The organism is Rhizobium sp. BK376 (genome assembly GCF_004341625.1).
Lineage (GTDB): Bacteria > Pseudomonadota > Alphaproteobacteria > Rhizobiales > Rhizobiaceae > Rhizobium.
The window spans coordinates 387,083-407,807 of record NZ_SLZG01000005.1 but is presented as its reverse complement, the minus strand read 5'-3'; the positions used below and the strand labels follow the sequence as shown (position 1 = coordinate 407,807).

The 20,725-nt window shown below is 60.3% G+C and carries 19 protein-coding genes; 3 read left to right on the top strand and 16 right to left on the bottom strand.

Annotation, left to right across the window (positions count from 1 at the left end; translation table 11 throughout):
* Nucleotides 1-4: 4 nt before the first annotated feature.
* The 7 genes from EV561_RS16330 to EV561_RS16300 form a co-directional block, all read right to left on the bottom strand.
* Entirely contained in the window at nt 5-1,063 is a 1,059-nt protein-coding gene (locus EV561_RS16330; protein ID WP_132523271.1) for an SDR family oxidoreductase, read from the bottom strand.
* A gap of 3 nt (nt 1,064-1,066) precedes the next feature.
* Complete coding sequence (locus tag EV561_RS16325) at nt 1,067-2,050, bottom strand: zinc-binding dehydrogenase (RefSeq protein ID WP_132523269.1); 984 nt, start codon at nt 2,048-2,050, stop codon at nt 1,067-1,069.
* Nucleotides 2,051-2,060: 10 nt separating this feature from the next.
* Nucleotides 2,061-3,074, bottom strand: coding sequence for a Gfo/Idh/MocA family oxidoreductase (locus EV561_RS16320; RefSeq protein ID WP_132523267.1), 1,014 nt, complete (start codon nt 3,072-3,074; stop codon nt 2,061-2,063).
* Complete coding sequence (locus EV561_RS16315; protein ID WP_132523265.1) at nt 3,071-3,355, bottom strand: YciI family protein; 285 nt, start codon at nt 3,353-3,355, stop codon at nt 3,071-3,073. The genes EV561_RS16320 and EV561_RS16315 overlap by 4 nt, the downstream gene beginning before the upstream one ends.
* 18 nt (nt 3,356-3,373) lie before the next feature.
* Nucleotides 3,374-4,141, bottom strand: coding sequence for an SDR family NAD(P)-dependent oxidoreductase (locus EV561_RS16310; RefSeq protein WP_132523263.1), 768 nt, complete (start codon nt 4,139-4,141; stop codon nt 3,374-3,376).
* Nucleotides 4,142-4,143: 2 nt separating this feature from the next.
* Nucleotides 4,144-5,217 carry a zinc-binding dehydrogenase gene (locus EV561_RS16305; protein ID WP_132523261.1) on the bottom strand — a complete coding sequence of 358 codons (1,074 nt, stop codon included), beginning with the start codon at nt 5,215-5,217 and terminating at the stop codon, nt 4,144-4,146.
* Nucleotides 5,218-5,278: 61 nt separating this feature from the next.
* The gene (locus tag EV561_RS16300; RefSeq protein ID WP_132523259.1) at nt 5,279-6,067 is read right to left on the bottom strand and encodes an acetoin reductase; all 789 of its coding nucleotides are present in this window, start codon (nt 6,065-6,067) and stop codon (nt 5,279-5,281) included.
* A 559-nt stretch (nt 6,068-6,626) separates the two neighbouring features.
* Between EV561_RS16300 and EV561_RS16295 the strand changes: the two genes are divergently transcribed.
* The gene (locus EV561_RS16295; protein WP_132523257.1) at nt 6,627-7,553 is read left to right on the top strand and encodes an NAD(P)-dependent oxidoreductase; all 927 of its coding nucleotides are present in this window, start codon (nt 6,627-6,629) and stop codon (nt 7,551-7,553) included.
* A gap of 68 nt (nt 7,554-7,621) precedes the next feature.
* Nucleotides 7,622-9,343: an extracellular solute-binding protein gene (locus EV561_RS16290; protein ID WP_132523255.1), complete on the top strand. Its 1,722-nt coding sequence runs from the start codon at nt 7,622-7,624 to the stop codon at nt 9,341-9,343.
* An 83-nt stretch (nt 9,344-9,426) separates the two neighbouring features.
* Here the strand turns inward: EV561_RS16290 and EV561_RS16285 are convergent, their stop codons facing one another.
* The 6 genes from EV561_RS16285 to EV561_RS16260 all read right to left on the bottom strand — a co-directional run bounded on the left by EV561_RS16285 (nt 9,427) and on the right by EV561_RS16260 (nt 16,371).
* Nucleotides 9,427-10,404 (bottom strand): ABC transporter permease, encoded by a 978-nt coding sequence (locus EV561_RS16285; protein WP_132523253.1) that lies wholly within the window; start codon nt 10,402-10,404, stop codon nt 9,427-9,429.
* A gap of 52 nt (nt 10,405-10,456) precedes the next feature.
* Nucleotides 10,457-11,974: a sugar ABC transporter ATP-binding protein gene (locus EV561_RS16280; RefSeq protein ID WP_132523251.1), complete on the bottom strand. Its 1,518-nt coding sequence runs from the start codon at nt 11,972-11,974 to the stop codon at nt 10,457-10,459.
* Nucleotides 11,971-12,996: an ABC transporter permease gene (locus tag EV561_RS16275; protein WP_132523249.1), complete on the bottom strand. Its 1,026-nt coding sequence runs from the start codon at nt 12,994-12,996 to the stop codon at nt 11,971-11,973. Before EV561_RS16275 ends, EV561_RS16280 begins: the two co-directional genes overlap by 4 nt.
* 15 nt (nt 12,997-13,011) lie before the next feature.
* Entirely contained in the window at nt 13,012-14,118 is a 1,107-nt protein-coding gene (locus EV561_RS16270) for a sugar ABC transporter substrate-binding protein (protein ID WP_132523247.1), read from the bottom strand.
* Nucleotides 14,119-14,174: 56 nt separating this feature from the next.
* On the bottom strand, nt 14,175-15,236 hold the full coding sequence (locus tag EV561_RS16265) for a 2-dehydropantoate 2-reductase N-terminal domain-containing protein (protein ID WP_132523245.1): 1,062 nt from the start codon (nt 15,234-15,236) through the stop codon (nt 14,175-14,177).
* Nucleotides 15,237-15,336: 100 nt separating this feature from the next.
* A complete protein-coding gene (locus EV561_RS16260) occupies nt 15,337-16,371 on the bottom strand; it encodes a 2-dehydropantoate 2-reductase N-terminal domain-containing protein (protein WP_132523243.1) in 1,035 nt (344 codons plus the stop codon).
* A gap of 460 nt (nt 16,372-16,831) precedes the next feature.
* Between EV561_RS16260 and EV561_RS16255 the strand changes: the two genes are divergently transcribed.
* Nucleotides 16,832-17,941: a LacI family DNA-binding transcriptional regulator gene (locus EV561_RS16255; protein ID WP_132523241.1), complete on the top strand. Its 1,110-nt coding sequence runs from the start codon at nt 16,832-16,834 to the stop codon at nt 17,939-17,941.
* Between the two features lie 12 nt (nt 17,942-17,953).
* On the opposite strand, the gene EV561_RS16250 is transcribed toward EV561_RS16255, so the two are convergent.
* The 3 genes from EV561_RS16250 to EV561_RS16240 all read right to left on the bottom strand — a co-directional run bounded on the left by EV561_RS16250 (nt 17,954) and on the right by EV561_RS16240 (nt 20,671).
* A complete protein-coding gene (locus tag EV561_RS16250) occupies nt 17,954-18,256 on the bottom strand; it encodes a putative quinol monooxygenase (protein WP_132523239.1) in 303 nt (100 codons plus the stop codon).
* A gap of 46 nt (nt 18,257-18,302) precedes the next feature.
* Nucleotides 18,303-19,076 carry an SDR family oxidoreductase gene (locus EV561_RS16245; RefSeq protein WP_132523237.1) on the bottom strand — a complete coding sequence of 258 codons (774 nt, stop codon included), beginning with the start codon at nt 19,074-19,076 and terminating at the stop codon, nt 18,303-18,305.
* Between the two features lie 200 nt (nt 19,077-19,276).
* The gene (locus EV561_RS16240) at nt 19,277-20,671 is read right to left on the bottom strand and encodes an FAD-dependent oxidoreductase (protein WP_132523235.1); all 1,395 of its coding nucleotides are present in this window, start codon (nt 20,669-20,671) and stop codon (nt 19,277-19,279) included.
* Nucleotides 20,672-20,725: the final 54 nt, after the last annotated feature.

The window sequence follows — 20,725 nt, the reverse complement described above, 5'->3', positions numbered from 1 at the left end:
CATCTTAAGGGATGATCCGATCCGCCCGCAGGCGTTCGAACGCATCTATGAACGAGCCTGTCGTATCCTGATAGTCAAGAAAACCGAGCTTACGGCTGCGGCCCATGTCGTTGAATGTCTCGATCTGGCGGCCGAGATCGGCATCCGAATGCCAGAAGGATGCAACACGCGAGAGCGCGTTCGACCGCAGATCGAACTTCTTGACCATTTCGTTCCAGATCGACTCTGCCCCCACCATCTGCTCTTCCAGCGGCGTCGGCACGCCGGAATAGGGCGCGGCCTCGATGCCGAAATAGTTGGCGATACGCGGCCAGAGCCACTTCCAGCGGAACACCTCGCCGTTGACGACATTGAAGGCGAGGTTGGAAGCTGCCTTCGTCGTCGCGGCCCATTTCAGATGCTTCGCCAGCAGACGAGCGTCGGTGACGTCCGTCGCGGCCTGCCACTGCTCCGGCGAACCTGGAAAGACGAAAGGCTTGCCGGTTTCACGGCAGATCGAAGCATAAACTGCAAGCGTCGCGGCCATGTTCATAGCGTTTCCGACCGCATAGCCGATCAGGGTATGCGGTCGGTGGATGGACCAGGTGAAGTCATCCCTCGCCGCCGCTGCGAAGACCTCGTCTTCCTGCACATAATAGAAGTTCTCTCCGGGAAGACGCTCCTGCTCTTCGCGGAACGGGGTCTCGGGCTGCGTCTTCGCGTAGGATTCGAATGGTCCGAGATAGTGCTTCGTGCCCGTCGTCAGGGCGACATGCTCGACGCCGCGTCCCTGCAGGGCATCGAGCACATTGCGAACGATCGCACCGTTGACCTCGCAATTCTTCGTTTCAGTCTCCTGCCGCGACCAGGCGGTGATGAAGACATGACTCGGTCGCGCATCAGAAAGCGCGGCGCGAACCGAATTGCCGTCGACGAGATCGCAGCTCAGCGTCTTGACGCCGGCGATCGGACTTTGCGAGCGCGACAGGCCCGATACCGTCCAGCCGCCTTCGGCGAGGAGATTTTCGGCGAGATTGCTTCCGGTAATGCCGGTCGCGCCGACGATCAGTGCATGTTTGCTCATGGTCTATCCGTTCAACAGCGTGATCTTGATGCTCTTCGTCGGATCCTGCCCGAACGCGAAGGCATTGACCGCGTCGGTCAGGGCGTAGTCGTGCGTCTGGATCGGCGACAGGTCGATGCCAGTCCGCTCCAGGAAGCGGATGGCCGCGGGCCAGACACCGGGAGAGCCGATGCAGCCGCGCACCGTCAGGTTCTTCATCTGGATCTGGCCGATCACGACCGGTACTTTCCGGCCGATATTGATCCCAACCATCGACATCCGGCCCTCTTCGCGGGCGTAGTCGAATGCGGCGGCGAGCGATGCGTCATGGCCTGAAGCTTCAATAACGAGATCGGCACCGTGGCCTCCCGTCAATTCGCGGATCTTTTCGGCAGCGCCGCCATCGGTCGGATCGATCGCGACGTCGGCGCCGAGACGTTTGGCCACCTCACGACGCGAGGCCAGGGGATCGACGACGATGACGCGGGCGCCCATGCCGATCGCCGCCGCAGCCGAGACCAGGCCGATCGTGCCGCCGCCCGAGACCACGACGGTCTCGCTGGCATTCGTGCCGCCCGAGCGCAGCACCGCATAGAAGCCGCAGGTGAAAGGCTCGATCAGCGCCGCCTTCTTATCGTCGACGGCGTCGGGCAGCTTGTGCAGCCATTCGGGATTGACGGCAAAGAATTCGCGATCGGCACCGCTCATCGAAAAGCCGAAATGATGCAATCGTTCCGGCGTGCGCACCACGCATTCGCCGACGACCCGGTCGCCCTTCTTGAAGCCGGTAACGTTGCGGCCGACCTCGATGATTTCGCCGCTCCATTCGTGGCCGGGGGTCACGGGATAGGAAATCGGAATGATGTAGCGCCCGGCCAACAGTTCGTAATCGGAGTGGCAGATGCCCACTGCCTTCGTATGAACCAGAACCTCGTTCGGCGACATTTCAGGCATGGCAACATCGACGATGGTCGGCCGTTCCGGCGCTTCGAAAACCAGAGCTTTCACGTCTTCCTCCTCACACTTCGACCAGCGCGCCGCTCTTTGACGAGCGTACGATGGCTTCCAGCAATGCGATATTGTTGATCATGTCCTCGCCGGTGATCGGATAATCGGCCTCGCCGCGGACAGCACGGGCAAAGGCTCTCAGATTGTCGCGAACCGGTTCGGCTGGCGCCACTTCGCGAACCGTGATCGGCTGGTTCTTCCAGCCCTCGGTCACGATCCAGCCATCGGGTGCCTCGACATGCGCCTTGTCACGGACTTCGATCCATCCATCGGTGCCGAAGACGGCGAAACGGGAAATGAAGGGCGTGGCAAGGGTCGCCGAGACATAGGCCGTGCCTCCGCCGGCAAAGCGGATATGCGCGCTCATCGTATCGCCCTGCGGAATTTTTGAGGCGAGGTTCTCGCACACGACGCGAACATCCGTGGCGCGGCCCATCAGCTTCACGGCGAGGTCGGTCAGATGAATGCCTGTCGCCGTCATGCCACCGGCAGGTGCCTGGTCGGCCTTCAGCCGCCAGTTCGACGGGTCGAGGCCGAGGAACTTGTCATGGCTGAAATTTGCCTCGATCTGCAGCAGCCGACCGAGTCTTCCCGACTTGGCGGCTTCCAGGATCTCAGCGATCGGGGGCTCGAAACGACGCTCGTGACCCATGCCCAACACAAGCCCCGCCTTGCGGCAAAGCGCAACGGAGGCTTCGGCGCCGGCTCGGGTCAGATCGAGAGGCTTTTCGCAGAATACATGCTTGCCTGCGGCGACGACGCGCGCGATCTGCTCTCTGTGCAGCGAATGCGGTGTCGCAAGCACGACCGCTTCGATCGTCGGATCGTTCAGGGCTTCATCCATATCGGGCGAATACTGCAGGCCCATCTGGGCAGCAAAGGCGGCCGCCTCGGGGCTGGGATCAACGGCGCGCACGAAATGCATCTGTGCACCGCCGGCATTGACGAGGCTCGCCATCTTGCGGCCCCACCAGCCGAGGCCGACCAGAGCCGTCGCGACCGGGTTTTTCTCGACCACGGTCATCGATTGTCCACTCGCTTGTTAAAAGGGTGGATGTTGACGGTCTTCCACACGCCGGCCTTGGTGAAGGGATCGGCTTGGTTGAAAGCGACGACCTCTTCCTTGGTGTCGGCTTCGAAGACGAACAGCGAGCCGATCATGGTTTCGTTATCATCCGCCAGCAATGGGCCGGAAATCACGGTCTTGGTCTTGCCCGTCGAAAGATAGGCCTTGTGCGCATCGTAATTTGCGAGCCGCCTTTCGACTCCGCCCTCGTGATCAAGGCAATGGACAACGTAAAACATGGTTAATTCCTTTCGAATTCAAGCGATGGAGTAGCCGCCATCGACCATCAACAATTGGCCCGTAATGCCGCTCGCCGCATCGGAGAGCAGGAACGCGACCGTGGAAGCAATCTCTTCGGGTTTGATCAGCCGGTTGATCGGCGTGTCGTCGAGCCATTTCCGCATGACGGCCGGCTGCGCGCGGCCGACCTCCGCCAGCATCACGGTATCGGTGTAGCCCGGGCCGACAGAGTTGACGCGCACGCCGGATCTCGCCCATTCGGCCGCAAGCACCCGGCACATATGCGCAACACCAGCCTTCGACACGTCGTAGCCGACATGCAACTCCGGCCGGACGGCTTTGACACCGGCGATCGAGGCCGTCATGACGATGGCCCCGCGCCCGGCCGCAATCATCGATCTTGCGAAGGCCTGAACCGTCCAGAAGACGCCATCGAGATTGACAGACATAACCGTGCGCCAGTCCGCTTCACTGTGCTCCAGCGCCGTGCGCTCGTAAGACATGCCGGCATTGGCAAAGATGCCGTCGAGTGCGCCGAAGCGCTCAGAAACCTTTGCCGCCGCGGCCTCGACCGAGCCCTTGTCCGTCACGTTGAAGATTGCGGCTTCCGCCGTTCCTCCCGCCGCGCGAATGTCGTCGCGGGTCTTCTCGACGGAGGCGTCCCGATCAGCAGCAACGATCGTCGCTCCGAGCGAGGCCAGGTAACGGGAGGTGGTGCTGCCGATACCGCCGGCAGCACCGGTGACCAGGAATTTCCGACCGCTGAGATCCATCGGATTGTTCATGATCAGGCCTTCATGTTGACGAGAATCTTCATGTGGGTGGCCTTGGGATCGAGCAGCGCTTCGAAGCCCTTCTCAACCACGTCCTCAGGCGCGATCTCCGCCGTGACGACTTTTTCGACCGGGAAGATGCCGGCGCCGATCATCGAGGCGATGCGCGGCCAGATCGTGACCGGGTAGCACCAGGTCGCCTCAACGGTGATATCCTTCAGCGCCCAGAGCATCGCATCGACCGCGGCCGGTTTCACATGCAGACCGACCTGCACCACTGTGCCCCGGCGGCGCACGGCCTTGGCGCAAAGGTTCAGCGACGCTTCAGCGCCGACGCATTCGAGCGCGACATCCACGCCAACGCCTTCCTCCGTCTGATCGCGGAACAGCTTGTCGGTATCCGTTTCGCGCGGATCGAAGACGACCGCTTCGGGCACGAGCTTCTGTGCAAGCGCGCGACGGTTCGGATTAAGCTCGGAGACGAAGATCTTGGTTGCACCGGCAGCCTTGGCTGCCAGCAGGACCAGCGCGCCGATCGGACCGACGCCGGAAACAAGCACGCTGCTGCCACTGGTCACGCCACCGCGATCGACACCGTAGAGTGCAACGGCAGCCGGCTCGATCATGGCAGCCTGAACATCCGAGACCGTGTCCGGCACCGGAATGGCGTTGTAGCCATTGACGACGGCGCGCTCGCCCATGCCGCCCCAATCCCAGGAGAGCCCGACAACAGCCATGTTTTCGCTGAGATGGAAGAGGCCGCGGCGGCCATAATAATCATCGCGCGGCGAGATCAGCGGCTGGATGGAAACGCGCGAACCCGGGGAGACGTGCGTGACGTTCTTGCCCACTTCCAGGACACGCGCCGAAAACTCGTGGCCGAGGATCTGCGGCAGAGTGGCGCCGGAATAGGAATTTGGGGTCGCCGGGGTCACGATCGGACCTGCGATATACTCGTGCAAGTCGGTGCCGCAGATGCCGCAGACCAAGGGCTCTATCAGTACCATGTCGTCGCCGAGCGGGCCGCTAGGCGCGGGCACGTCTTCGACGCGGATGTCTTTCTTGGAGTAGTATCGTACAGCCTTCATTGCCATGCCTTTCGTGATTATTGTGCTGTCTGTCCGCCGTCGCGGGCCAAACGTGTTCTTCTCAGTTCAGCACCATGCCGCCGTCCACCATGACTGTCTGCCCGGTGATGTAGTCGGATGCATCTGATGCGAGGAATGTGGTGACACCCGCAATGTCCTTCGGAGACGAGACACGGCCGAGCAGGATCGCTTGCGAGAACTCGTTGAGCGCCTGCTCCGGCTTTTCAGTCAGTCCGTGTTGCATGAATTCGCGGTCGAGCTGTTCCCACAGCTCCGTCTTGACGACGCCGGGCGCGAAGCAGTTCACGGTGATCTTGTGCTCCGCGAGCGCCCGGGCCGCGGCCTGCGTAATTGCGACCACCGCGAATTTCGAGGCGCAGTAGTGCGCAAACAGCGGATAGCCCTGTTTGCCGGCGATAGAAGCGGTATTGACGATCTTGCCGCCGTGATCCTGTGCGATCATCTGCCTTGCAGCTTCCTGGGTTCCGATGAGAACGCCAAGCCCGTTGATCTTCATGATCCGGTTGAAATCTTCTTCCGTCACATCGAGGAACGGGCAGGTCTGGCTGATGCCGGCGTTGTTGAACATGACGTCCAGACGGCCGAAGCGCCAGACGGTCTCCTCGATCAAGGCCTTGACGCTTTTGCGATTGGAGACGTCTACGGCAACAGCAATCGCGCTCCCGCCAGCCGACGAAATCTTCGAAGCCGTCTGCTGTGCCGCGTCGGCATTCAGGTCCGCGATGACGACATGGGCGCCCTTTTCGGCGAGATCAGAGGCAATGCCTGCGCCGATACCCCGGGCTGCTCCAGTGACGATAACGACCTTATTATTGACCAACCCATTCATAGCATTCTCTCGTATTGAGCCAGACTTCTATGCCGCCGCGCAGCTTCAGGCCGCGCAGCAATTCACGGCAATTCATTCGACAGATTGTGAGGAGCTGTTCGCTCCCGCCGGCGCTTTAGGCGCAGCGGTCGAGCAATGTACGATACGGGATGATGGGTGCGTAGAAGATGCGATGACGCTCTCCGCCTTACATCTCATCTCGAATCCTCCTCCGAAAGACTGATTAGAGCGCTGGCAACAAAGTACCGCTTGCGGAAACACATCGCGTCCGCAGCATCTATAGTTTGTTGACGGCTTATATTCCTCCCATAGGAACCGCCGTGCGATCCGAAAAGAAAGCTAGAGGATGAACCTGTGCTTCGACAAACCTTTAATTATCCAAAATGGATATTTTCAATGCAGCAATCGATCTGGTTCAGACGATAAGATTTCAAATGGGAGGAAGCGGCGCTTGCGCCGAACGATACAAAGTATTCAACTCAGCTCATACGCTCCTCCATGAAATAACGGCATTGGATATTTCTGGCCGGCAAACGCCGCGAGGGAAGGAAGGTTGTGCATGAGTGAGACGTTGAGAGTGGGATGGGCCGGCATCGGAAAGATGGGCGCCCCGATGAGCAGACGTGTCCTTGAAAACGGATTTCCTCTGACCGTCTACGAGCCACTTCCCGAGAACCGCGCCTCCGTTGTCGCGCAGGGCGCAAACGTGGCGCATGCACTGGAAGATCTGGTCGAGGCGGCCGACGTGGTGATGCTCACCATCCCGAACGACGCGGTTCTCCGTCAGCTGACATTGGCTCCTTCCGGCCTCGTCGAGCTGCTGAATCCCGGTCAGATTCTCGTGGAGATGAGCACCGTTTCTCCCGAGCTCTCGGCCGAAGTCGCCGAAGCGCTCGGCCGCAAGGGTGTCGCCTATCTGCGCGCGCCCGTTTCCGGAAGCACCGTGACCGCATCGTCCGGCATGCTGTCCGTCATGGTCTCGGGGCCGGATGAGGCCTATCGCAGGATCGAGCCAATTCTTGCAAGTTTCTCGTCCAAGCAATTTTATCTCGGCGGCGGCGAGGAGGCACGTTATCTGAAGCTGGTCCTCAACGCCCTGGTGGGAGCGACAGCCGCTCTGCTCGGCGAAGCGCTGACGCTCGGGCTGAAGGGCAATCTCTCGGTCGAGACAATGCTGAACGTCATCTGCGAAAGCGCGGTCGCCTCGCCGTTGATCGCCTACAAGCGGGATCTGCTGGTCAATCGCAATTTCGACCCGGCATTCTCTGTCTCTCAGATGATGAAGGACTTCGATCTGATCCTCGGAGCGGCGAAATCAGACCATGTGCCCATGTACCTCGCCTCCATGATCCGGCAACAATATGAGGCGGCATTTGCCGAGGGACTTGCCGAGAAGGACTTCTTCGTTCTTTTCGAGCAGTACGAACGGCTTGCGGGCATGACGCGGGAAAAGACATCAGGGTCTCAGACCCTGAAAGCCATCTGAGCGGACTGGCGAAAGGAAATATTGCCAGCTAATCTGATCGTCGATAGCGCGACGGTTGGGAGGCCGACGTGAACGAATATGAAATGCTGCGCGTCATCGATTTCATCGAGAAAACGCGCCGCCCATTCAGGGAGGTTGTCGAGGCGGCCGACGAGGATGCGATCTGGCTGATCGTCACCTTCCTGATCAAATCGCATATCTTGAGCCAGACTGTCTCGATCTCGACGCTCGGGCAGGAATCCGGCCTGCCCTATGCAACGTCAATGCGGTTGATCAACCGTCTCATCGACGGCGGCTATATTCTCAAGGTCGCCAAGGGCTCGACAGGCAAGAGCTTTGCGCTGCAGCCGAGCGAGCAACTGCTTCGATCCTTCGAGGTCTATGCCCGCAAGACCAAATCGCTCCTCGCCCAGACCTTGGGACTGCGCGCTGGCGAGGAGGAGGACGAGTATTACTTCGGCGGCACGCCGCTCGGTTCGCAGATCATCCCGCCAATGCGGCTTGTCCAGAAGCGCGCCGAGTCGCAGATCGAACTCCGTTTCCTGTTGAACGACGACAATTACTTCTCGGCAATGCGGAACATGTGGGCGGACTTCCGCAACAATCTCGCATCCCGCAAGAATTTCGATCTTCTGCCGCTCCCGGATCTCTACTTACGGGCGCGCGAAAACGGCGCCAAGCCGCTTTCCGACTACGATGTCATCGCCATCAACATGCCCTGGCTCGGCGAGTTCGCCGAAAGCGGCGTGATCCGGCCGATCGATCAGTACATTCAGAAGACCGGCATCAATCCGCTCGATTTTCATCCGTCGATCTGGTCCTCGGCGACCTGGGAGGGCCGCGACTACGGCGTTCCGGGCTATTGCACCGTCGAGCTTCTCGCGGCGCGCAAGGATCTGTTCGCCGATGCGGGCCTCTCCTTTCCCAAGACGTTCGACGACGTCATCAGTGCCGGACGCAAGTTCCATGCGCCTGACGAAGGGATGTTCGGCGCGGTGTGGGACGGTGCGCGCGGCATGCCGATCGCCTCAAGCTTCCTGTTCTTCATGGGCGCCTGCGGTCAGCCGGCAATCTCGCTGCGCAAGACCCGCTCCGGCTTCACGCTTGACGGCGCCAATCTGGAAGAGCTGAGCTGCACCATACTGTCCGACGCCGGCTTTGCCGCGCTCGACTATATGCGCCGGCTGATGGAAATCTCGCCGCCGAAGATCCTCGAACTGGCCTGGGACAAGACCCTCGAAGTATTCCTCAAGGGCAAGGCGAGCCTCGGCTATTTCTGGACCATGCGGGCCGCCCGCTTCGAATATGACGTCCAGTCCGTTGTTAAGCGTCGCGTCGAATATCTGCCGCAGCCCTATGGCCCCGGCGGCACGCGCGCCTCACCCATCGGCGGCTTTCTCTTCTGCATTCCGACCAATCTGCCGGAAGAACGGGTGGAGCTTGCCGCGGATGCGATTGCCTGGATGGCGTCGCGCGAAGCGATGAAAGCGCATGTGAAGAACGGATTCCCGGTCGCGCCGCGCTTTTCGGTCAGCGCCGATCCGGAAGCAGCCGCCAGCTCGCCTATCGTCCGCTTCGTGGATCAGCTGGCAAAGAAGAACCTGCTGCATACCTGGCAGCGGCCCAAGATCCCGCAATATACGACGATCGAGAAGGTTCTCGGCGAAGAGATCCACGATGCGCTGCTCGGCAATAAATCGCCGAGACTTGCGCTGGAACATGCCGCCGCGCAGATCGAAGCCAGCCTCAAATCCGCTCACAAGACCTGGCCGAGACAGAGCGTCGTCTGACGGACGTGGCTTAAGCGGCAGCCCCTTCGAGCAACCGCCTGTGCGCATCTGCATCGGCTGCGCTGTAGTGCAGCCGAGCAATCTTACTTGATGATGCCGAGCTTGCTACGGTCCGTGGTCAATGCGACTGCCACCAATGCCGTCAGGCCGAAGACGATGTTCTGCGCCGTCGGCTGGACGCCGATGATGACGGTCACGATGCGCAGCCATGCGGTGATCAGGCCGCCGACGACAGCGGGAAAGAGGCCACCCACGCCGCCTGAAATCGCGGTGCCGCCGAGCACGACGCCGACGATCGACAGCAACAACAGATTACCGGCAAGTGTCGGCGAGCTGAAGGTCGTGATCGAGATCAGGAAAAGACCTGCAACCGCAGCACAACCGGCCGAGATCGCGAAGATGATGGTTCGCGTTGCGACGACGTTGACGGCAGACATGATCGCCGCTCTTTCGCCGGTTCCCAGCGCATAGATATCACGCCCGAGACGGAGATAGCGAAGCAGGAAACCCAATACAGCGATAATGACGATCAGCGCTATGATGGTATTCGGAATGTCGCCGGTGCTGTTCGACAGATAGCTGACGAAAATATCGTTGTCGGGAATGGGCTCCGCCGTCGCGTTCGACAACAAGAGTGCCAGGCCAGATAACATGCTGAGCGTGCCGAGCGTGACGATGAAGGACGGCAGCTGCAGCCATGAATGCAGGAAGCCCTGCGTCGCACCGAACGCCATGGCGATCAGAATGACGACGACCGACGTCCACGGTCCGAAGATCGGATTGAGGACGACGACCAGAACCCCCGTTAGCGACGCGACGCCGGCGACGGAAAGATCGATGCTTCCCGCAAGGATCGGCAGCGTTCCCCCGATGACCAGCGCGATGATCGGCGCCGCATCGGATAGGAAGCTGACGAGTGAATCCACCTCGATCACCCCGGGAGCGATCATGGCGCTGATCGCCACGAGCGCGATAAGCACGAGCAGGGGACCAAATCCTCGCAACACGGCCGATCGGCCCCGGAGGGTGGCGATCAATGTGCTGTCCATTGCATTACTCATGGTCGTTATCCCTTATTCCAGATTCATTTCGCAAGACGGAAGGCGGCTCATGTCAGACCATGGCTGCGACGACTTCCTCTTCCTTGGGCATCTCGCCGCTTGCCAGATCGAAGTGCGCGGTGATTTCGCCATCCCGCATGACGACGATGCGGTCGGAAAGCTCCAGCAGCTCCGAAATCGTGTCGCCGACGAAGACGATCGAGAGGCCCTTCTCTGCCTGCTCCCGGATAACCGCGAAGAGATCGTCGCGCGCGCCGGGATCCAGCCCTCGGCTCGGATGGTCGAGAAAGAGAACCTTCAGCTTCTTGGCCATCAGCCATTTGGCAAGCACGGTCTTTTGCTGGTTGCCGCCGCTGAGGCTCGAAATCGGCGCATAGGGTGTGTGCATCTTCACCTTGAGCCGCTTCATCCACTCCAACGCCGCCGGGCGCTCCTTACCGCGCTGCAGGAGGAGGGAGCGCCAGCCGTAGTCGAGGCCGAAGGTGAGGACGGCATTTTCGAACAGCGACCGGCTCGGGAGCATGCCCTCGGCGCGACGGTCTGCGGGCAGATAGCCGATGCCTTCGCGAACCGCCGTCCGCGGGCTGCTCGGCGCCACCGCCCTGCCCTCGATCGCGATCTTTCCCGTGTCGACGCGTTCGGCGCCGAACACTGCCCTGCAGACTTCCTCGGCGCCGGAGCCCAACACACCCGCGACGCCGAGAATCTCGCCGCGGCGCAGCTCGAAATTGACATTGCGGAAATGCTGTCCGCTGCCCAGCCGCTCAATCTTGAGAACCGGCGTCGAGCCGGGTGACACGAGTTTCCGGTCAGATCGGACATCGGTCGCACGTTGCCGCCCAACCATCAATTCATAGAGCTCGTTGCGATCCACGGAACCACTGTCCCGCTCGGCCACCTTGCGGCCATCAGTCATGACGACGATGCGATCGCTGATCTCAAGAACTTCCTCCAGCCGATGCGACACGAAGACGATCGTCGCGTTTCCGCGCAGGCGGTTGATCTGCTTGAAGAGCAGCTTGATCTCTTCAGGCGTCAGTACCGAGGTCGGTTCGTCGAAGAGGATGATCGGCGGGCGATCGACGAGCTCCTCGATCGCCAGCACCTTCGCAAGTTCGACCTGCTGGCGCTCGGCAAAGCGCAGATCCTCGACCAGCGCGCGTGTCGGCAGTTCGACGGAAATCTTATGCAGCTGTTCCTGGGCGGCCTTGTTGAGCGCGCCCCATCGGTAGAGCCCGTTCTTCTTGGCGGGGTGCGGTTTGTCGAGGAAGATGTTTTCCGCAACCGTCAGATTGGGGATCAGCGACTGCTCCTGATGGACCATGCCGATGCCGTAGCGGCCGGCTGTCGCGGCGGAATCGAGCACGATGGGCTGCCCGTCGAGAATGATCTGGCCTTCATCGGGCGAAGTCAGCCCCGCCAGGATCTTCAGCAACGTGGACTTGCCGGAACCATTCTGGCCGATCAGGCCGAGCACCTGGCCGGCCCGGATTTCCAGATCGATGCCTTCAAGCGCAACGACGCTGCCATAGGTCTTGCGGACACCTTTGAGAACGAGCGAGCCTGTCATTTTACGACCCTCAGTTTGCGACGGCGATGCCAGCCGCCTGCAGCGACGGCGACGACGATGACCGCGCCGCTGATGATATGACGCGTATAGGGACCGGCACCGATCTGGATCAGGCCGTTATTCAGCACCTCAAGCAGGAGGGCACCCAATGCGGATTGAACCGCGCCGCCCCGTCCGCCCGTCAGAACGGTGCCGCCGAGAACCGCAGCACTGATCGCGGGAAACAGAAGTCCGTTACCGATATTCGCGTTGCCGGTGCTGAGCTGCGCAGACAGCAGCACGCCGCACATGCCCGCGAGCAGACCGCAAATGGAAAAGGCTGCGATCTTTACCCACCGAATGCGCAGGCCGGACGCGACGAGCAGGCCTTCATCTCCGCCGATCGCATAGATCATACGGCCGAGCCGCGTGAAATTCAGGACCAGCTGACTGATTATGATGATGGCGATCGCGATATAGACGACGAGGCTCAGATCGAAGACGCGGACACGCGCCAGGTTGAGAATGAGTGGATCGTTGATCTGCGGGACGCGCGACGGAAAGAGAACGGCGGCGATGCCGAGCCCGACGAACCAGGTTCCGAGCGTCACGATCAGCGACGGCATCTGCAGCACCGCATTGAGCACAGCGTTGAAGAAGCCGAAGCCGAGACCGACCGCCAGCGCCGCCAGCAGGCCGACCATGCCGTAGTCATTGCCGTTGACGCCATTGGCGACCAAGAGGGCAACGATCATGCTCGTCGTCGCCATGGTGCCTTCGACCGAGAGATCGATGGAACCCATGATTACGACGAAGCTGATAGCAGCGGCGAGAATGGCTGGAACCGCCGCTGCCTCGATCACGGATTTGAGGTTGTCGATCGTAAAGAAGCTACCGCTGACCAGCTGGAAGCCCACGGACAACACGATGAGCGCCACAATTGTGCCTGCAAACTGCGTCCATGACGACTTGCTTCTGATTTCGCCGAAAAGCGTCAGCGAGCGAGCGCCGGTTTTGGAGTTCATACTGGTAGCGGCGTCCATCGACCCCTCCTCCGATTACTTGTTCTCGTTTGCGCCTTCCGGAATCTGACCTGCCGAGTCCTTCCAGAAGTCCTTCTTGATTTCGTCGTAGGTGTATTTCGGCGCGTTCTTCTTCAGGTCGAGATACTTGTCGACGTTATCCTTGGTGACGACGTCCTGCTTCAGATAGAAGTCCCGCTGGGCATGCGTCAGCTTTTCGGGGTCGATATCGCCGATGGCTGCTGCATAGGCGATCGACATGGAAACCGCGCCCTGGAGTACCGGATCGTTCCAGACGGTCGCCAGCATGTCGCCGTTCTTGACCATTTCCAGACCGATGTTCGAACCGTCGGAGCCGGTAACCAGAACCTTACCGTTCAGGCCCTTTTCCTTGAGCGCAGCAACGGCGCCGCGGCCCATGGCATCGTTCGATGCGAAGATGCCCTGCAGCTGATCGCCATAGCGGGCGAGCCAGGTGCGCGTGATATTCTGCGCCTTTGTTTCCTGCCAGTCACCCACCTGCGTGTCGACGAGTTCAAGGCCCGGGCATTCCTTCAGACCTTTCTTCAAGCCGGCGATGCGCTGATAGGCCGGCGGCGTGGACGGCACGCCTTCGATCGCGGCGATCTTGCCCTTGCCGTTCAGCGCCTTGCAAAGCGCCATGACCTGATAGTAGCCGGACATCACGCCGTCGAAAGAGGTGTGGGCGACCCAATATTTGGAATCCGTGTCCCAGGGATGGATATCTTCCGGGCGGTTCCAGATCGTGACGACATGTACCTTCGACTTGGCCGACCGGTTGACCACCGCCTTCACGAAAGCATTCGACGACGGGTCCGTGGCAAGAGCGCACTGGTTGCAGCCGGCGGAATAGGTGGCGCCGAGCTGCGCCAGCAACTGGTCGCCCTGATAATTGCTGGTGAGTACGGTCGGATCCTTGCCGAGCGATTCACCGATATCCTTCACGCCCTGTAGATATTCAGACCAGTATTCGGACGCGGTCTCGTCGATACCGACGATCAGCTTGCCACCCTTTGCCTCGTCGGCGTTGGCGTGCACAGCCGGCAGCGCGATGCCCGCACAGATGGCCGCCGATGTTACGAGCCATCGCGCGACGGCTCCGAATTTCAGATGCGATTTCATGCCATTCTCCTCCTCAGGTTAAAAGTTCATGCTCATCCGCAGCCCACCGCCGACATCTATCGGCGGTCAGCCACAGTCTGGTATGTCTCGATCAGCAGGGCTGAGTTTTCCGGCCGCGCTTCGATCCGGCCGGCCTCGATGTCGTAGGCAACCTCCATCACGCGCTTGTTAACCGGCGCCTGCTGGCCATGGGCCGCAAGGATATCGACGACCCAGCCGTTGACTTCCTGCACCTCCGCGCGGCGCCCCTTGCGCCAGTCCTGCAGCGATGTCGTCAACGTGTCGGCCTGCGAGAAAGTCTTCAGAACTTCTTCGAATATCTGGTCGACATAACGCTCGGGATGATTGGTGGTGACCGGCGGCATGCCGATGATCGGAATGATCTTGGCGCCGTCCGCCAGAGCGGCGTGCATGGCTTCATATCCGGCAGCCCGCATGACTTCGAGCATGCCGGGCGCACGCGCGGCATCCGCCAGCGGCAGGTTGATGATCGCCGACGGAATGAGTTCCGCCGCGTTGACGACAAGCTTCATCCACTTGGCGGAGCGAATGTCTTCCATGACTTCGACCGTGCCGGAATTGCGTAGGAGCTCGGCGACGGCTTCGACCCGCGGCTGCGTCTTCGGATCGAGCGCACCAAGCGCGAACCAGGACGTTTCAGGGTCGTTCTGGCGGTTGGTGACACCGGGCACGAACATGTTGGAGGCGATTTCGATGACCGCACCGATCGTCCGCTCGCGGCCGACGACATCAGCGATATCCTCATGCGTCATGCCATTTTGCAGACCGATGATCAGGCCGTCGGGCGCGAGGCAGGGCTCGATCAGCTGGCAAGCCCACTTGGTGTCGTAAGCCTTGACCACGAGAAAGACGAGGTCGAAAGGTTCCTTGATTTCCGCGACCTGGCAGAGATGCAGCGCCGGAACCTTGGCATTGATCGTCCGGCTCGGCAGGTTCACGGTGATCCCGTTTTCACGGATGGCGTTGACGTGATCCGGCCACTGTTCGATGAAGGTAACGTCGAGGCCGGCCAATGCGAAGTCGGCTCCGATGGACGCGCCCTGTGCCCCGGTTCCCAGAAATGCGATCCGCGGGCCGCGCGCCTTATCCCAACTCATGTGTCTCTCCTTCTCCAGTTGCGTGCGGCTCATGCACGCGATGTTTTTGCAAATCTTGCCGATCGCCCCCGCCCTTGTGGCCGGCGCTTTCAAACCGATGTCATGTTTCGAAAAGCGCGCTGTTCGACGCCTGCGCCGTCAAATATCCCCGCTCGATTGAGCGGGCGAGTTCGACGATCCGTTCGTTGACCGGCGCAGCCTGCCCCGCTCTCTTCAGCGTCTCGACAACGTGACCGTTGATATCGAGAACCTCGGCGCGCCGTCCCTTGCGCCAGTCCTGAAGGACCGTCGTCAACGTATCCGGCATCATGAATGTCTTGAGCACCTCGTCGAAGATCGCATCGACATGGCGCTCCGGATCGTTGGTCGTTGTCGCGGGCATGCCGAGGATCGGAACGATGCTTGCGCCATCCGCCTGCGCGGCGCGCATCGCTTCATATCCAGCAGTTCGCATCACCTTTTCCATGCCGGGCATCCTGACGGCCTCAGCAAAGGGCAGGTTCAGGATCGCCGACGGAACCAGCTGTGCCGCGTTGACGATGAGCTTCATCCACTTGGCAGAGCCGATGTCGTCCGTCACTTCGACGCGGCCGCTCACCCGCAGCAGCTCTGCAATTTTCTCGACGCGCGGCCTGTTTGCAGGCTCCGCCGCGCCGAGTGCAAACCAGGACGTATCGTGATCGTTCTGTCGGTTCGTCACGCCGGGCACGAACATATTCGACGCCATGTCGAAGACGGCACCTACCGTGCGCTTGGCGCCGACGACCGATGCGATCGCATGCTGCGTCATGCCGTTCTGCACGCCGACGACAAGGCCGTCAGAAGCCAGCACCGGCTCGACCAGCTGGCATGTCCAGCGGGTGTCATAGGCCTTGACAACCAGAAAAATGATGTCGAAACGCTCACGCAATTCGGCCACTTGGCACAGATGCTTTGCGCGAACGTTTGCATGAAGAGATCGCGTCGGCAGATTGACCGTGACGCCGCTCTCGTTCATGGCGTCAACATTTTGCGGCCACTGCTCGATAAAGGTTACGTCGAGGCCTGCCAGCGCAAAATCAGCACCGATCGACGCACCTTGCGCGCCGGTTCCGGCAAATGCGATCTTCAGATTGCGCTCTAAATCCCAGGACATCGTGCGTTTCTCTCCATTCCCCGGCACCGCACCGTGCCGCTCCATGGGAAGCATGGTTAGAAGCCGTTGCCGATTGAGTCAAGTGCAAACGTTTGCTCATCTGTGCAACTATTTCTGAGATTGAAGGGTGACTTCATCAAAATTATGTAAATTTAATAATGGCTTGATATGATTGAAATGACGCGCAACCGTTTGTCAAAAAATCTTGTATGCACCGAAATCTGAAACGAACCAGCGTGCTGCAAGGCAGTTTCAGTTCAACAAATCGTGCGCAAAATCAACCATGAGGGGAAAGGTTTGTAGTTTTTATGTATTTATAGTCGCACACCCCGGGAAACGGCTACCCTCGAGGCGAGATAACCATCAAACCAGGGAGGTCCGATGAGCCATCTTGTGTGCAAAGGTTTGATCGCATACTTTCCCAGTCAGTCGAATCCTGATGTGATGTAGCCGGCCCCGAATGAGCGATACCCCGCAACGCCAGCAAAGTAAGCGCCCGCGCGTGACGATTGTCGACGTCGCGAACAGCGCTGGCGTGCATGTCTCGACGGCGTCGCGCGCGCTGAACCCGGGAACGAGCCACCGGATATCGAGCAAGGTCGTCCGCAAGATCGAGAAGGTTGCCGAGCAGCTTGGCTACAAGCGCAACAGTCTCGCCTCGAGCCTTCGGACACAGAAGACCGGAACGATCGGCCTTATCGTCCCCAATCTCAGCGACCCCCTGTTTTCTCCCATCATTGCATCAGTGGAAGAACGTGTAGCCCAGGACGGCTACGTCACCTTCGTCGCGAACTCCGACTATAGTCCAGCGAAACTGCGCTCGATAGTCGAGCGCATGAGCGGCCAGTTCGTCGCCGGATTGGTCGTTGCCAGCTTCGAGCTGAATGACCCTTCGGTCGATCTCTGCCTGGAACTCGGCATTCCGACCGTTGCCGTTCTTCGCGACCCGCGCGATGCCCGGATATCATCCGTCGCGATGGACGATGCGTCCGGCGTTCAGGCGATGGTCGAGCACATTCTCGATCTTGGCCACAGGGATATCACTTACGTCACTCCGCCGCTCGCCGCTTCCACCGCTCAAAACAGGTTGGTCGGCTTCAACGCGGCAACACGCCTTGCGAAGGCGGCCGGCTGCCGTTTCAATGTTGTCGAGGCGCGAGCCTATGATGTCGTCGAGGGTGAGCGGATCATGACGGATATGCTCGCATCCGGGCTGACCAGCACCGCCGTCCTAGCCTTCAACGATCTTCTGGCCGTCGGCTGCCTTGTTGCGCTGAAATCGGCGGGCGTCGCCTGTCCCGGGCAGATCTCGCTCACCGGCGTCAACGATCTGCCCTTCATGAACATGCTGTCACCGCCGCTGACGACTTTGCACACGGCCGGCCGCGATCTCGGATTCGAAAGCGCGGACCTTCTTATGAGCCTGATCAAAAATCACGTGCAGCCGGTGAAGCGTGTCTTGCTCACACCTCATGTCGTGCTGCGGGGCAGTACCGGCCCGGCACGCAAGTCCGAACCAACTTCCGATCCTTCATCGATTGCAGCCCGATCTGGCGCGATCACCGTTTGAGCCGTATGGACATCATCGCGGCGAAATCATCGTCAGCAGCCGAATGTCCGGATCGACTTTGAAGAATTCCGCCTTTCGCGCGACCAACTCCCGCAGATACGGCGTCTCCATATGCTCGTCCAGCGCTTCACGGCTGGTCCAGTTTTCATAGAAGGCGAAATTCGCGGGATCTTCTTCGCTTTGATGCAGATGATAATCGAGGCAACCTGCTTCCGCGCGCGTCCGCTCGATCAGCGACATCAGAAATGCCTTCGTGTCCTCGATCTTATCGGGACGCGCCACCAGATGCGCAATGACAGTAAGCTGCTCCGACATTCACTCTCTCCCTTCGATCGTCCAAGCCGTTCCGGTCGCCGCTTCATCAGGTGAAGCGGCAGCCGCCATTGACGTCTAGGGTGGCGCCGACGAAGTAGCTGGCATCGTCGGTGGAGAGGAAATGAATTGCGGATGCGATCTCCGCCGTCTCCGCGGGGCGCCCCATCGGGATCTTCGCCCACTCGATCTTGCGCATCTCGTCTGCGGAAATTCCACGCTTTTCGGCCTCGACTGCCAGCGCATTGAAATGCATCGGCGTGTTGATGTTGCCCGGCGCCACGCAATTCACGCGAATATCAGGCGCTAGTTCCGCGGCGACGCTCTGCGTCAGAGAAATCAATGCAGCCTTCGATGCGCAATAGGGGGTGAAAAAGGCATGTCCCTCCCGGCCCCAATAGCTGCCGACGTTCACGATAGACGCATTGCCGCCCTTTCGCAGCAGCGGCACGCAGGAGCTGATGAACTTGACGTTTGCCCGCAGATTGATGTTCTGAACCCGGTCCCAGAGGGCCATATCCATATTTTCAATGGCGACGGCCGGATGATTGATCGCTGCCACCAGCCCCAGGAAACGCAGGGGAATACCAGTTTCGCCGGCTGTCGCCGCGACACGATCGACCTCCTGGTCGTTGGTGATATCCATCTGGACACCCAGGCAGGTCCGTCCGAACTCGTTCGAAAGGTCTTTCGCCAGGCTTGCGATATCTGTGGTCCGGTCACAAAGGATCATCGACCAGCCGCTTTGCGCGAAGCGCCTAGCAGTTGCTCGCCCAACCTCACCCGCAGCGCCCGTGAGAATGCAAAGCTTCGTATCTGTCATTATTCTGTAGCCCTCCCATGCTCGCCGGAAAGGGTACAAATAAATGTCGGGATGAAAACGGCGCAATTATCCATTTTGGACTTAGCGTGTGGAAGCTCGCCTTGGGTAGCCAAATCAGGATTGGGAAATTGGCAGCGTGGGACGGCGGCGCTCCTCGACTTCATTCGAGCCGGCGCCGCCATCTTCTGGGTCGGTAAAATTCAATGCCGAGGCGGCACATTGCCGAATAGAGGCCCCAGGCCCTCGGCGATAGTCAGGTGAACGATGACCGCCTCGCGCAGCTTTGGATACGGCAACTCCGCGAGCATTGCGACCTGAACTGCAGCGGCAACTTCGCCCGCTTCCGAACCGATCATCGTGAAGCCGAGAATACGGTCATCCTCCGCGCTGACGACAGCCTTCATGAAGCCCTCAGTCTCGCCCGTCGCTTCCGTACGCAACACGTTGCTCATCGGCAGCGTGGCGACACGAACAGCAGTGCCACGCCGCTTCGCCTCGCCTTCGCTCAAACCCACGCGCGCAAGCGGCGGATCGGTAAACATGACATAAGGAACAAGCCTTTCATCCGTACGGCGGTTGCCACCGGCCATGTTGTCGCGGACAATGCGGAAATCATCGACGGAAACATGGGTAAATTGCGGGCTGCCGGCGCCCTCGCCGATTGCCCAGACACCGGCGGCCGTGGTTTCCAGCCTTTCATTGGCACGGATAAAGCCACGCGCATCGACTTCGATGCCGGCAAGCTCAAGGCCGATGCCATCGGTATTCGGCACGCGGCCCACGGCAACCAGGAGATCGCTGCCCTCTACCCTGGTCTCGCCATTTGCGGTGCGCAGGCTTACCGCGACCTCGTCGCCGGAAAGACCGTGCACCTGCAGCGGCTGAGCCCAAAGCAGCACTTCGATGCCTTCGTCCCTCAAGATACGCAGCATTTCCTCGGCCACATCGGCATCTTCACGTCCCATTAGCTGGCCACCGGGCTCGATTATCGTCACGCGACTGCCAAAACGGCGATATGCCTGGGCCATCTCGATACCGACATAGCCCCCACCCAATACGATCAGATGCGCAGGCAGATAGTCCAATTCGAGCGCTTCGATATGGGTTAGTGCACGGGCGGCTTCGAGGCCGGGTATGTTGGGGATCGCAGCGTGCGTACCGACATTAACGACCACCTGGGTACCCGTCAGCAACCGGGTGCCGCCATCGTTCAACTGTACTTCGATCGTGCGGGGCGCTACGAAACGTCCGCTACCCATGATCAGCTCGGCGCCGCTAGTCTGGTAGGCGTTGAGGTGGAAGGCTATCTCGCCTTCAATCATCGCCTGCTTGCGCTGGCGCACCTTCGCCATATCGACGCTGATCGGCCCGGTTATCGTACCATATTCCCCTGCCTTCCGCGCGGTATGAGCAACGTGGGCGCTCCACAACTCATTCTTGCTCGGCAGGCAAGCGACAGCGGGGCAGGAACCGCCGACCCACCGGCGCTCTATCGTTGCAACCTTTTGCCCCGAGCGCGCCAAATGCCATGCGAGAAGCTTGCCGCCCTGGCCGCTGCCCAGAATGACGACGTCAAAATGTTCCGGTTCCTGCATGAGATTCCTCCATCGATCTGATGTTGTCGATGGAGAGAGGCTACGCGCTCCGCT

Bases quoted from the DNA above. Each gene is read 5' to 3' on its own strand.
- EV561_RS16280 (WP_132523251.1), bottom strand. From the start codon at position 11,974: ATGACAGGCTCGCTCGTTCTCAAAGGTGTCCGCAAGACCTATGGCAGC.
- EV561_RS16285 (WP_132523253.1), bottom strand. From the start codon at position 10,404: ATGAGTAATGCAATGGACAGCACATTGATCGCCACCCTCCGGGGCCGA.
- EV561_RS16295 (WP_132523257.1), top strand. From the start codon at position 6,627: ATGAGTGAGACGTTGAGAGTGGGATGGGCCGGCATCGGAAAGATGGGC.
- EV561_RS16270 (WP_132523247.1), bottom strand. From the start codon at position 14,118: ATGAAATCGCATCTGAAATTCGGAGCCGTCGCGCGATGGCTCGTAACA.
- EV561_RS16330 (WP_132523271.1), bottom strand. From the start codon at position 1,063: ATGAGCAAACATGCACTGATCGTCGGCGCGACCGGCATTACCGGAAGC.
- EV561_RS16275 (WP_132523249.1), bottom strand. From the start codon at position 12,996: ATGGACGCCGCTACCAGTATGAACTCCAAAACCGGCGCTCGCTCGCTG.
- EV561_RS16245 (WP_132523237.1), bottom strand. From the start codon at position 19,076: ATGACAGATACGAAGCTTTGCATTCTCACGGGCGCTGCGGGTGAGGTT.
- EV561_RS16255 (WP_132523241.1), top strand. From the start codon at position 16,832: ATGAGCGATACCCCGCAACGCCAGCAAAGTAAGCGCCCGCGCGTGACG.
- EV561_RS16315 (WP_132523265.1), bottom strand. From the start codon at position 3,355: ATGTTTTACGTTGTCCATTGCCTTGATCACGAGGGCGGAGTCGAAAGG.
- EV561_RS16310 (WP_132523263.1), bottom strand. From the start codon at position 4,141: ATGAACAATCCGATGGATCTCAGCGGTCGGAAATTCCTGGTCACCGGT.
- EV561_RS16300 (WP_132523259.1), bottom strand. From the start codon at position 6,067: ATGAATGGGTTGGTCAATAATAAGGTCGTTATCGTCACTGGAGCAGCC.
- EV561_RS16305 (WP_132523261.1), bottom strand. From the start codon at position 5,217: ATGAAGGCTGTACGATACTACTCCAAGAAAGACATCCGCGTCGAAGAC.
- EV561_RS16260 (WP_132523243.1), bottom strand. From the start codon at position 16,371: ATGTCCTGGGATTTAGAGCGCAATCTGAAGATCGCATTTGCCGGAACC.
- EV561_RS16320 (WP_132523267.1), bottom strand. From the start codon at position 3,074: ATGACCGTGGTCGAGAAAAACCCGGTCGCGACGGCTCTGGTCGGCCTC.
- EV561_RS16250 (WP_132523239.1), bottom strand. From the start codon at position 18,256: ATGTCGGAGCAGCTTACTGTCATTGCGCATCTGGTGGCGCGTCCCGAT.
- EV561_RS16265 (WP_132523245.1), bottom strand. From the start codon at position 15,236: ATGAGTTGGGATAAGGCGCGCGGCCCGCGGATCGCATTTCTGGGAACC.
- EV561_RS16240 (WP_132523235.1), bottom strand. From the start codon at position 20,671: ATGCAGGAACCGGAACATTTTGACGTCGTCATTCTGGGCAGCGGCCAG.